This window comes from Bifidobacterium choerinum (assembly GCF_000741135.1).
Classification (GTDB): domain Bacteria; phylum Actinomycetota; class Actinomycetes; order Actinomycetales; family Bifidobacteriaceae; genus Bifidobacterium; species Bifidobacterium choerinum.
This window is the reverse complement of sequence record NZ_JGYU01000008.1, coordinates 44,598-57,253: the sequence shown is the minus strand read 5'-3', so window position 1 is coordinate 57,253 and position 12,656 is coordinate 44,598. Positions and strand designations below refer to the sequence as shown.

General features: G+C 67.1%; 6 protein-coding genes. 3 read left to right on the top strand and 3 right to left on the bottom strand.

Annotation, left to right across the window (positions count from 1 at the left end):
• Positions 1–8: 8 nt before the first annotated feature.
• Positions 9–1,148 carry a glycosyltransferase family 4 protein gene (locus tag BCHO_RS06520; RefSeq protein ID WP_024540523.1) on the bottom strand — a complete coding sequence of 380 codons (1,140 nt, stop codon included), beginning with the start codon at positions 1,146–1,148 and terminating at the stop codon, positions 9–11.
• A gap of 129 nt (positions 1,149–1,277) precedes the next feature.
• On the opposite strand from BCHO_RS06520, the gene BCHO_RS06515 reads away from it, so the two are divergent.
• The 3 genes from BCHO_RS06515 to BCHO_RS06505 all read left to right on the top strand — a co-directional run bounded on the left by BCHO_RS06515 (position 1,278) and on the right by BCHO_RS06505 (position 8,435).
• Positions 1,278–2,465, top strand: coding sequence for an MFS transporter (locus BCHO_RS06515; protein ID WP_024540522.1), 1,188 nt, complete (start codon positions 1,278–1,280; stop codon positions 2,463–2,465).
• Positions 2,466–2,535: 70 nt separating this feature from the next.
• Positions 2,536–7,266: a DEAD/DEAH box helicase gene (locus BCHO_RS06510; protein ID WP_024540521.1), complete on the top strand. Its 4,731-nt coding sequence runs from the start codon at positions 2,536–2,538 to the stop codon at positions 7,264–7,266.
• Positions 7,267–7,475: 209 nt separating this feature from the next.
• Positions 7,476–8,435: a GRP family sugar transporter gene (locus tag BCHO_RS06505; RefSeq protein WP_024540520.1), complete on the top strand. Its 960-nt coding sequence runs from the start codon at positions 7,476–7,478 to the stop codon at positions 8,433–8,435.
• A gap of 499 nt (positions 8,436–8,934) precedes the next feature.
• Here BCHO_RS06505 and BCHO_RS09280 read toward each other — a convergent pair whose 3' ends face one another.
• Positions 8,935–9,414 (bottom strand): hypothetical protein, encoded by a 480-nt coding sequence (locus BCHO_RS09280; protein ID WP_152595916.1) that lies wholly within the window; start codon positions 9,412–9,414, stop codon positions 8,935–8,937.
• A gap of 401 nt (positions 9,415–9,815) precedes the next feature.
• The gene (locus tag BCHO_RS06500; protein WP_024540519.1) at positions 9,816–12,485 is read right to left on the bottom strand and encodes a DNA gyrase/topoisomerase IV subunit A; all 2,670 of its coding nucleotides are present in this window, start codon (positions 12,483–12,485) and stop codon (positions 9,816–9,818) included.
• Positions 12,486–12,656: the final 171 nt, after the last annotated feature.

Here is a 12,656-nt window from a genome sequence, read left to right as displayed (position 1 = left end):
CGCCGCGCTCAGCGGCGGCGGTCGGCGATCGCGCGCCGGTAGACCTCCTCGACCCGGTCGGTGACCGCCGCCACGTCGTAGCGGGCGAGCAGCGCGCGCTCGCGTTTATGCAGCGCGTGCGCCCAGCCGGGGTCGGCGATCGCGCGGCGGATGCGCTCGGCGAGGATGCGGGCGCGGTCCGGGCCGCTGATCGGGAACAGCGCGTCCTCGTCGCCTCGCATCGTCCAGCGGTAGCCGGGATTGTCGCCGGCGAGCGTGACGCCGGCGCCCGAGGCGATGGCCTCGGGAAGCACGATGCCGAAGGTCTCGCCCGGCAGCGACGGGAACGCGGCGACGTCGGCGCTCGCGAGCAGCGCCGCCTTGGTCTCGTCCACGGTGCCCAGGAACTCCACCGGCGTGCGCAGCCGGGAGGCCTTCGCGCGGCATTCGCACATCAGCGGACCGTCGCCGGCGATGGTCACATGCAGTCCGGCGGGCAGGATCGACGCCCGCTCGCCGTAGGCGATGGCGTCCAGCAGCTGCATGGGGCCTTTGCGCTCCACGAGGCGGCCGAGGAACACGACATGCGGCGCTTGCGGATCGCGCCTCGCATGGCGGGCGGCGTCGGCGAAGCGGTCCACGTCGACTGGGTTCGGGATGACGACGCCGCGCACATGCGCGGTCGCCGCGGCGTATCGCGCGGCGACCTGCGAGACGGCGATGACCTCGTCGACGCGCCGGTGCGTCTGCATATCGATCAGGCCGAGCAGGCGGCCGCCGACCTGCGCCGCCAGATCGGCGCAGGCGATGTGGTAGGTCGCGACGACGCCGGTGGCGGGGGAGGCCTCCCGCAGCACACGACCGGCCAGGAACGGGCTGTATGGGGCCTGCACGTGCAAGATATCGAAGTCGTGCGCCGCGAGGACGCCGTGGATCGCCGCACGCCTCGCCGGCAGCGGGATGCGCATGCGGTTGCCGTTGAAGCGCACCATGACGTTGCGCGAGAGCGGGTGCGTGTTCGGCACCGGCGAATCGTGCGTCTCCCCGACGAGGTAGTGCACGTCGTGGCCGCGTCGGCGCAGCTCCTCGCCGATCGTGACGATGTGCTGCTGCACGCCGTCGAGCGCGTCGAGCGTGTCGTCGAAGACGAATCCGATGGTCAGGGGCATAGGAGCCAGTGTATCGTCGCGAAGCGACGCGGCGACGCGGCGCGCGGAGGGACGACGAATTTCTTGTTTCGAGAATATAATGTCGTGTCCGTCCGCATCGTCCGTTCCGCCCGTGCACAAGGAGGCGCCATGACGAATCTGCTGCTTGCGATCATCTACCTCGCGTTCATCTCGCTGGGCCTGCCCGACGGCCTGCTCGGCGCCGCCTGGCCGACGATGAGCGGCGACCTGGACGCGCCGTTGTCGTGGGCCGGCGGCATCTCGATGGTCATCAGCGCCGGCACGATTGTCTCGGCGCTGATGAGCGACCGCCTGACGCTGCGTTTCGGCGCCGGGCGTGTGACGGCCGCGTCGGTCGGGCTGACGGCGCTCGCATTGTTCGGCTTCTCCCTCGCGCCGAACTACTGGACGCTGCTGCTGATGGGCATCCCGTACGGCCTGGGCGCCGGCGGTGTGGACGCCGCGCTCAACAACTATGTGGCGGTCCACTACGCGAGCCGGCACATGAGCTGGCTGCACTGCATGTGGGGCGTCGGCGCCCTGCTCGGCCCGTACATGATGGGCTTCGCGCTGTCGCGCCAGTACGGATGGCAGTGGGGCTACCGCTCGGTCGGCGTGCTGCAGGTCGTGCTGACGGTCGTGCTCATCGCGAGCCTGCCGCTGTGGCGCAAGCGCGTCGCCGCCCCGAAGGACGCCGACACGGCCGGCGAACGCAGGCCGATTGGCCTGGCCGGCGTGCTGCGCATCCGTGGCGCCGCGCAGATCCTCATCATGTTCTTCTGCTACTGCTCGATCGAGCAGACGACGATCCTGTGGGCAAGCAGCTACATGGCCGGCGTCGACCATGTGGACGTGCAGACGGCCGCGAGCTATGCGAGCCTCGTGTTCATCGGCATCACCGTCGGACGCTTCGTCAGCGGCTTCGTGACGATGAGGCTCAGCGACGCGCAGATGATCCGGCTCGGCGCCGCGATCATCGTCGCCGGCATCGTGCTGCTGGCGCTCCCGGTCCCGGGCGCATGGAACGCCGTCGCCGGCTTCGTCGTCATCGGCCTCGGCTGCGCACCGGTCTACCCGTGCATCATCCATGCGACGCCGGCGTACTTCGGCGCCGACAAGTCGCAGGCGATCGTCGGCGTGCAGATGGCGAGCGCCTATGTCGGCACGATGCTGATGCCGCCGCTGTTCGGCCTGATCGCGCAGCACACGTCGCTCACGCTGCTGCCGTGGTATCTGCTCGTGTTCACCGTCGGGCTCGGCGTCATGCACGAATGGCTACGCGCGCTGCGCCGCGACTCGATGCACGCCGTCGACTGATCCGCGCGCCGCGCGTTGCGCCGTCGGCGTCCACTTGCGATGGGGCATATGCGGGACGATAATCGAACATATGGTCGAATACATGGCATCCTTCAGCGAACCGACGCGGCGATGGTTCACACGCGTCTTCGGAGCGCCCACCGAGGCGCAGACGCTCGCATGGCCGGCGATCGCCGGCGGCGGCGACGTGCTCGTCATCGCGCCGACCGGCTCGGGCAAGACGCTCGCGGCCTTCCTCGCGGCGATCGACCGCATCATCGCCGGCATGGTGGCACGGGAGGGAACGCCTCCGCACGGTGAATCGGCGGCGAAACCGGCGGGGCGCCGGGGCAAGGCGAAGCGGGGCGTGCGCATCCTGTACATCTCGCCGCTCAAAGCGCTCGGCGTGGACGTGGCGAAGAACCTCGAGGCGCCGCTCGACGGCATCCGCGGCGAATACCGCGACATGGGGCTGGCCGTGCCGCAGGTCTCTGTCGCGATGCGCAGCGGCGACACGACGGCCAAGGAGCGCCGCGCGATCGCGGCGCACCCGCCGGACATCCTCGTGACGACGCCGGAGTCGCTGTATCTGATGCTCACGTCGAAGGCGCGCAGCGTGCTCGACACGGTGGACACCGTCATCCTCGACGAAGTGCACGCGCTCGCCGGCACGAAACGCGGCGCGCATCTGGCGCTGAGCCTCGAGCGGCTCGACGCGCGGCTCGCACGTCCCGCGCAGCGCATCGGGCTGTCGGCGACCGTCAATCCGGCCGAACAGGCGGCGCGTTTCCTCGGCGGCGCACGCGACGTGACGATCGTGCAGGCGCAGGGCCGTCCGCGTCTCGACATCCGGATCGCCGACCCGGGCGCCGCGCTCGGCGCCGCACGGGGGCAAGGTACGGCTTCGTCGGGCATATCGGCTTCGGAAGGATCGGGGCTTGCGACACCGGAGCGCATCACCGGCGTCACGCCGGCGATGGAACGCGCGGCGCGCCGGCGCGGCGATGGCGCTGCGCCGCCGCGGCCGGGCGGCGGAACAGCCGGCGGCGGCGAGCCGAACGCCTCCATCTGGCCGTACATCGAATCCAGCGTGCTCGACGAGGTCCTCGCGCACCGCACGACGCTCGTCTTCGTCAACTCGCGCGGACTAGCCGAACGCCTCACCGCGCGGCTCAACGACCTGTACGCGGCACGCCGCGGCAGGACGCGCGACGAGGGGAGCGAACCGGCGCACTACAATTCGCTGATCGGTTCGACGACGAAGCTCGTCGGTGCCGTCGACCCCGACGACGCGATCGCGATGGCGCACCACGGATCGGTCTCGAAGGACCGCCGCAAGCAGATCGAGACGCAGCTCAAGCAGGGGCGTCTGCGCTGCGTCGTCGCGACGAGCAGCCTCGAACTGGGCATCGACATGGGCTCGGTCGACCTCGTCATCCAGATTGCGCCGCCGCTGTCGATCTCCTCGGGGCTGCAGCGCGTCGGCCGCGCCGACCACCACGTCGGCGGCGTCTCCCACGCGATCATGTACCCGTGCACGCGCCAGCAGATCGTCGCGGCGGCCGCGAGCGCCGAACACATGCTCGCCGGCGCGATCGAGCCGCTGCACGTGCCGCAGTGCCCGCTCGACGTGCTCGCGCAGCAGACGGTGGCCGCCGCGAGCCTCGAACCGCTCGACGCGGACCGCTGGTTCGAAGTGGTGCGCCGCGCCGCGCCGTGGCGCACGCTCGAACGCGACGTCTACGACGCCGTCGTCGGCATGGTCTCGGGCGCCTACGACGGCGAGGAGTTCTCGGCGTTCCGACCGGCGCTGACCTACGACGCGCAGACGCATATGCTCGCCGCGCGCCCCGGCGCGCAGCGCCTCGCCGTGACGAGCGGCGGCACGATCCCCGACCGCGGCATGTACACGGTCGTGCTGCCCGAGGCCGAGGCCGGCCGCGGACCAAGACGCGTCGGCGAGCTCGACGAGGAGATGGTCTACGAGTCGCGCGTCGGCGACGTCATCACGCTGGGCACGACGTCATGGCAGATCCAGCAGATCACGAACGACCGCGTCGTCGTGCTGCCGGCGCCGGGACGCAGCGCGCGCCTGCCGTTCTGGCACGGCGAGGGCGACGGCAGGGACTACGGCTTCGGACTGGCGATTGGACGGTGGGTGCGCGAGGTGGGCGCGGGCCTCGTCGAGGCCTCGCGCGCGGAGGCGGACGGCGCCGGCGCCCCCGAGGCCGTCGCGAAGCCGCGCTTCACGCCCGAGGTGCGCGCCAGGCTCGCCGGCGACGGCCTCGACGACGACGCCATCGACGCGGCCGCCGCCTTCCTCGCCGAGCAGCGGGCCGCGACCGGCGTCATCCCCGACGCCACGCACATCGTCATCGAACGCTGCCGCGACGAGGAGGGCGACTGGCGCATCCTCGTGCATGCGCCCTTCGGACGCAGGGTACATGAGCCGTGGGCGCTCGCGGTCAACGCGCGGCTGCTGCGGCGCTACGGCGTCGACGGACAGATCTACGCGGCCGACGACGGCCTCGTCATCCGTCTGCCCGACGGCGACGGCTCGATCGACGTCGCCTCGCTCCTCGCCTTCGACGCCGACGACGTCGCGCGCCTTGTGGAGACGCAGGTCACCGGCAGCGTGCTGTTCGCGGCGCGGTTCCGCGAATGCGCGGCGCGCGCGCTGTTCATGCCGCGCGCCGACCCGTCCAGACGCGTGCCGCTGTGGCAGCAGCGGTTACGCGCCGCGCAGCTGCTCACGGCCGCGCGCACGCACAGGAACTTCCCGCTGCTGCTCGAAACGGCCCGCGAATGCCTGCAGGACGTCTACGACGTGCCGGCGCTGCGCGAGGTGCTCACCGGCCTCGCCGAAGGACGCATCAGCATGCACGAGACCGTCACGTCCACGCCGTCGCCGATGGCCGAGCAGCTGCTGTTCGGCTTCGTCGGCTCGGTCATGTACCAGTACGACGTGCCGCAGGCGGAGCGCGACGCGCGGCTGCTGTTGATGGATCCGGAGGTGCTCGAACGGCTGCTCGGCTCCGACGACCTCGCCTCGGTGCTCGACGACGCCGTCATCGACGAGGTCGCCGCCGCGCTCGCGAAGCGGACGTTCTGGAACGCGCTCGCCGACGACGACGTGCGCGGCCGTGTGCACCGTTATCTGTCGACGCACGGGCCGTTCACGGCCGACATGATGATCGCCGACCTGCGGCTGCCGGCCGAGGCCTGCGTCGACGAGCTCAACGCGTTGCAGGCCGCCGACGAGGCGCTCACCGGACGCTTCGACGACCGTCTGCCCGCCGACGTGCCGCAATGGGTGGCGCTCGACGTGCTCAAACGCATCCGCTCACGCTCGCTCGCCAAGGCGCGCAAGGCCGTCAAGCCGGTCGCCGCCGCCGACTTCCAGCGCTTCGTGCTCGAGCGGCAGGGCGTCGGCTCGGCCGGCGGCCAGCGTTTCGACGGCGTCGACGGCGTCATGAGGGTCGTCGAGCAGCTCGAGGGCGTCGCGCTGCCGATCGACGTGTGGGAGCGGGCCGTGTTCCCGGCGCGCGTGCGCGACTATGCGCCGTCGATGCTCGACGAGCTCATCGCCGCAGGCGAGGTCGTCTGGGTCGGCGCGGTCGGTGCATCGTCCTCGTCCGCCTCATCCTCGGCGGACGGACTCGGGGCGGTCATGCTGTTCCCCTTCGATTCGGCGCAGCTTGAGGGACGATGCGCATCCGACGCCGCGCAGGACGGCCGCTCGGCGCCGGCGGACGGCGACATGGGGCCGCTCGGCGTCGGCGACGCGATCGTCGCCGCGCTCGGGGATGGCGGCGCCTATGGTCCGCTGCCGCTCGAGGAACGCGCCCACGCATGCTGGGAGCGCGCGTCGGCGGCCCGCGGCCTCGAGCCGTCCGTCGACGAGACGACCGGCGAGGTCGTCGCCGCGGCATGGAGCCATCAGGGCTTCGAGGACGCATTGTGGGCGCTCGCCCGGCGCGGCCGCGTCACGAACTCGTCGTTCCCGGTGGCGCGCGCGGCGGCGACGCGGGGCGCGGCGCACGCGCCTGCACGCCCCGTGCGCCGACGGCGCATGCGCGCGCACATGGCACGGCCGGCCATGAACGGCGGCCTGTGGTCGCTTGTGCGCGCGGGCGGCGAACCGTGCACGCCGGAGGAACGCGTCATCGACCTGATCGACGTGCTGCTCGACCGCTACGGCGTGATCACGCAGCCGGTCGTCGACCATGAGGGCGTCCCCGGCGGCTTCTCGGGCCTGTACCCGGTGCTGCGGCGCATGGAGGAGCAGGGCGCGCTGATGCGCGGCATGTTCGTCGACGGCTTCGGCGCGGCGCAGTTCGCGCGGCGCGAGACCGTCGACATGATGCGCGACCTGATCGGGCGGTCGCCGGCCACGGTCGCTCTCGACGCCGCCGATCCGGCCGTCCTCTACGGCACGGCGATCCGCTGGCCCGGGCCGATGCGGATGGCCGGGACGCAGGACGCGGACGGCGCCGACGACGCGGACGACGCGGACGACGCGGCGCGTACGGGCGGCGTCAAGCCGACGCGTCGCGCCGGGTCGCTCGTCGTGCTGCGCGGCGGCGACGCACTGCTGTACGCGGCGCCGCGCTCGGGACGCCTCGTCATGTTCGACGAACCGATGAGCCTCGCCGAACGCGCATGCACGGCGCTCGCCGACATGCTGCGGCACCTGCCGGGAGGGTCGGTCACGTTCCGCGACTGCAACGGCGTGCCGCTCACGGCGCGCCTGCCGGTCACACCGGCGTTGCGCGCCGCCGGATTCGCGCCGTCCCCGCAGGGCATGAAGCTCTACCGGTGAGCCTGCGGCGTACGGATAGGACGCGATATCGACGCTATGAGCAAAAGACGGCCACGTCCCGCCGCATGACGGGCATAGAATGACTGACGTCGTGCCGCCGTTCGTCCCGATATACGACGGACGGCCCCCCCGCGCGCCTCCGTGGCGTTCGTGGATTCGCGACAACGGACACTCGCACACGGAGAGAGGCAAGGGAGGGCGTCTTTCGCATGGACATGCTCATCGCGCTGCTACCGGCGCTGTTCCTCGGATCGAACAGCGTCATCACAGCGAAAATCGACGGCAAACCGAGTCAGGGGACATTGGGCACGACGATCGGCGCCGTCATATTCGCGGTGCTCGTCTCGGTGTTCTACACGGTGCCGAACGCCGGACTGGCCTTCGCGTTCAACCCCAGGATCTGGCTCGTAGGCCTGTGCTCGGGCGTCTTCTGGACGATCGGCTCCTTCGGCCAGTTCTCCGCGCTCAAGCCGTTGGGTGTCTCGATGGCGATGCCGATCTCCACGGCCGGGCAGGTCGTCGGCAACGCGCTGCTCGCCGCGATCGTGCTCGGCCAGTGGCGCACGCTCAACGTCTGGGTCATCGGCGTCATCGCGATCATCCTCGTCACGTCCGGCGCCGTGCTGTGCTCGGCGAAGGACTCGGCCGCCGACGCGCGCCGGATCAGCGCGAAGGACATGCGCTTCGGCCTGGGCGCGCTGCTGTTCTCGACGATCGGCTTCATGCTGTACTTCATCTTCCCGAACCTGCTGCACCATACCGGATTCATCTCCGACGCCATCTACAATGCGCCGAGCGGCAACGGGCTCTATTACATGACCGCCGTCATCCTGCCGCAGTCGATCGGGCAGATCATCACGGCGCTCGCGATCGTCAACTTCGTCGAACGCGACCGCACGCTCATCCTGCACCGCAAGACGGCGCTCAACATCATCACCGGCCTGCTGTGGGCGGTCGGCAACATGCTCATCTTCGTGTCCGCGGCGAACCCGCACGTCGGACAGGCGATCGCTACGACGTTCTCCCAGCTCGGCGTCATCGTCTCCACCTACGGCGGCATCGTCGTGCTGCATGAGCACAAGACGAAACGCCAGATGGTCGGGATCCTGTTCGGCACCCTGCTCATCGTCGCCGGCGCCGTATTGATGGGGCTGTACACGACGACCTGAGGCCGCCGTGTACAATTACAGCATGTGCATCGTCCGATAAACGATAATTCGTGACAATATGCGCGTGAACACATCGGGTGTGGAATATGGCGACCGATATGTTCACGCGTGTACGGCGCCGAGGCAATGTTCCTTGTCAGATGCGGCCCGATCGGTGAAACTTTCGTCGATTTGATGCTGGTGCAGAGCAACGACGTGCCATCTTTGGCCACGATGAACTTCATTGGCAACTATGAGACAAGGATTATACCATTAAAATAATTATTATTATTTCTGCTATCAAAAATTATATTCATAGTATTTGAATTGGACTAAATATAGGATGAAGATATTTTATAAAACAATAAATATGCAGTTGATTTCATGATAAATTACTTTGGATTCTTGCATTCATTAGTTTTCATAATCGTATTTGGTATTAAAAAAGTCTACATTTCAAAGATGTAGACTTTTTGAAATAATAATATTATAAGATATGATGTGTGAGAAATTTCCTGCTTCACTCTTTTTTGAGAGTTATATATGCATCGGTAGACTCTCCATTGCCGAAATAGAAGGATATCTCCTTCTTGTCGGGATTATAGGTAATATTGCGACTGCGATCGCTCTGGTCTCGCTTGAATACAAAAGAATCTAGCCCATTGGAAGAGACGGTGCTTTTCCATTCATTATCTCCGCTGGGAGTGAGCGATCCGTCCCAGAATAAGGTAGGACTGTCATCGGAAGTGCGTCCAGTGATATGGAGCTCTATCCTATCATTGGAGATGGTTCCGAATATATTGCCGGAGCATGTATCGTCGTTGCCTGTGTCGACTGCGGTCCAGCCGTCTCCGTTGTGGTTGAGGTAGAAGCAGGGGGCTGCTGTCGTTGCCCAGTTTCCGGTGATTGAGGTTGTGTCTCTGTTTTGTTGACTACAGCCACTCAAGAATGCTCCTGTAATTAAGAGTATGATGATGGGAATGTGGTATCTATTCTTCATCTATTCCTCCATGTTTTACACATTTGCTGATTCCGCTGAATGAGTTTATGTTATTGTGTGTAGATGATGTTGCAGTGTTTTGATATGTGAAATATGGAATTTATTTCTTAAATCATTTATCTAATATTTTAATTATTGATAATAAGTAGTAAGTTAATATAGACTCATTTCGGTATTGTTTGATTAATTCGCGATGTTCATAGTATTGAATTGTTTAGTTTGTTATTGTTGTGTATAGTTATTGTTTATATATCGGTAATTAGCATGAATTCTATTTTTTACAAGCGTAAACTGACACTTTTCGATAATAACTCTCAATCCTATATAACATAATTTGCGAGGCTGTTATCGGACGCGCCTGACTGACCTGATAGCCAACTTCATGTTGCATCCAGTGTGTCCTATGCGACGTAACCGATCGCGGAGGACAGTTCGCTGCCGGAGCCGTCACGGCGCATGTCTGGGGCCGGCAGCGTCACCGTATGCCCCGATTCCGTGCACGCGACGAGCGGCCAGGCGCCCACATACGCGCGGATCAACGTGTTCTGCCCTTTGAGGAAACGCTGCGAGCGCACGCCGCCGGTGCCGCGTCCCTTCGTCGGATACAGCGCGAGCGGCGAGACCTTCGCCGATCCGGTGTCGGTGCCCAGCAGCGAAGCGCCGTCGCCGGCCACCGTGAGCACGACCGCGCCGTGCGCGGGCGACGTCGAGCCGTCCTCCCGCTCCTCGGCGTCCGTCCACGCCAGCTCGTCCTCGTGCACGACGGCGAAGGCGAGCGCCTCGCAGCCGTCGGCGAGACGGATGCCCGCCATGCCGGCCGCCGTGCGCCCCTGCGGCCGCACCTGCTTCGCATCGAAGGTGAGCAGCGACGAATCGGTCGAGACGAACACGAGACGGCTGCCGTCGGGCGCCTCGCGCGCCGCGAGCAGCTCGTCGCCGTCCTTGAGGTCGATGACGCCCCACGAATCCATCGTCGTCGGCGATTCCCGGTTCCACCGCTTGACGACGCCGCCGCGCGTGCCGAGCGCGAGCGGCGCGGCCTTCTCGTCCTTGTCCTTCGGCAGCGCGACGACGGCGACGACGCGTTCGCCGTCGACCGGTTCGGTGCTCTGCGTCGACAACACGAGCTCGCGGGCGTCGATGCCCGCGGACAGGTCGAGCGGTGCGGTCGCGGCGACATGGGGCAGTTCGACGGCGTGCGCGAGCACGAAACGTCCCGCCGAAGTGACGATGCCGTAGTCGGCGCGCGTGCTCGTCTCGATCATCGACGTGATGCAGCCGTCGCCGCCCGCCGTCCCGTTCGGCGTGCGTACCGCCCAGATGCCGGCGGCCGACGGGTCGAGGCGCGCGATCCGTCCGGTCGCGCTCAGCGCGACGACGCACGGCTCGTCCTCGATCTGCAGCGCGCTCGCCGCGTCGCCGGTCGCGGCGCCCTTGCGCGCGGCCGCCACGTCCGCCGCGGCCTCGGAGACCTGTTCGACGTGGCGCGCCGCGTCGAGCGCGAACGCGTTGAGCGTGCCGTCGGCGCCGCGCGCCTCGACCGGCGTGAGTCTGCCGTCGGCGTCCATGTCGAGCAGCACGGTGCGCCGCGGCGTGCCGTAGGCGGCGACGGTCTCGTCCATCTCCTTTTCGACGACCTCGTCGAGCGCCGCGTCGGACGCGAGGATCGCGTCGAGCTCGTCGATGCGTCCGCGCAGCTCGTCGCGTTCCGCCTCGAGCTCGATGCGGCTCATCTTCGTGAGCCTGCGCAGCCGTAGGTCGAGGATGTACTGCGCCTGCACGTCGTCGAGGTCGAAGACGGCGATGAGCTTCGTCTTCGCTGCGTCCGCGTCCTCGGATGAGCGGATGACCTGGATGACCTCGTCGATGTCGACGAGTGCGAGCAGCAGGCCTTCGACGAGGTGCAGCCGCTCGAGCGCCTTGCGGCGGCGGTATTCGCTGCGACGGCGGATGACGCCGCGCCGGTGCCCGATCCACACGTCGAGCATCTCGCGCAGCCCCATCGTGTGCGGGCGGCCGTCGACGAGCGCGACGTTGTTGATCGTGAAGTTCTCCTGCAGCGGCGTGTGCTTGAACAGCTGGGAAAGCACGGCGTCCGGGTCGAAGCCGGTCTTGAGCTCGATGACGATGCGCGTGCCGTTGTGCCGGTCCGTCAGGTCGATCGCGTTCGAGATGCCTTCGAGCTTGTGGCTCTTGACGCCTTCCGAGATGCGTTCGAGCACGCGTTCGGGGCCGACCATGTACGGCAGCTCGGTGATGACGATCGCCTTCTTGCGTGCCGTGACGTTCTCGACGTGCGTCGTCGAACGCGTCGTCAGCGAGCCGCGTCCGCTCTCGTACGCCTCGCGGATGCCGTCGCGTCCGATGACGATGCCGCCGCCCGGCCAGTCCGGCCCGGGCAGGTAGTCCATCAGCTCGTCGAGCGTGGCCTCGGGGTGGCGCATGACGTGCTTGGCGGCGGCGACGACCTCGCCGAGGTTGTGCGTGGCCATGTTCGTCGCCATGCCGACGGCGATGCCGGAGGCGCCGTTGACGAGCAGGTTCGGGATCGCCGCGGGCAGCACCTCGGGTTCCTTGAGCTTGTTGTCGTAGTTCGGCGTGAAGTCGACGGTGTCCTCGTCGAGTCCGGCGTTCATGCCGAGCGCGGCCGGCGCCAGACGCGCCTCGGTGTATCGGGAGGCCGCCGGGCCGTCGTCGAGCGAGCCGAAGTTGCCGTGGCCGTCGACGAGCGGCAGCCGCATCGCGAAGGGCTGCGCAAGGCGCACCATCGCCTCGTAGATCGCCGAGTCGCCGTGCGGGTGCAGCTTGCCCATGACCTCGCCGACGACGCGCGCCGACTTCATGTACGGGCGCGTCGGCAGCAGGTTCATCTCGCCCATCTGGTAGACGATGCGCCGTTGCACCGGCTTGAGTCCGTCGCGCGCGTCGGGCAGCGCGCGGGCGTAGATGACCGAATAGGCGTATTCGAGGAAGGATTTGCTCATCTCCTCGCCGAGCGGCGTCTCGACGATGTGTTCCTTGACCGTGCGCGGATCATAGGCCGCTGCTGGCGGCTTGCGACGCGAAACCATGCTGACTTCCCTCCATATGACTCGAGAACCGTACCATTCTAGCAAGCGGGCTGATGCGCGGAACGCCGGGGCATCGGCGGCTGCCGCTACACTGGGCGGGGCGGGCGTGCGCCATGCATGAGCGTGCAGCGAAGGGACGCGTCCGTGCAGAGAGCAGAAGGAACACCGAAG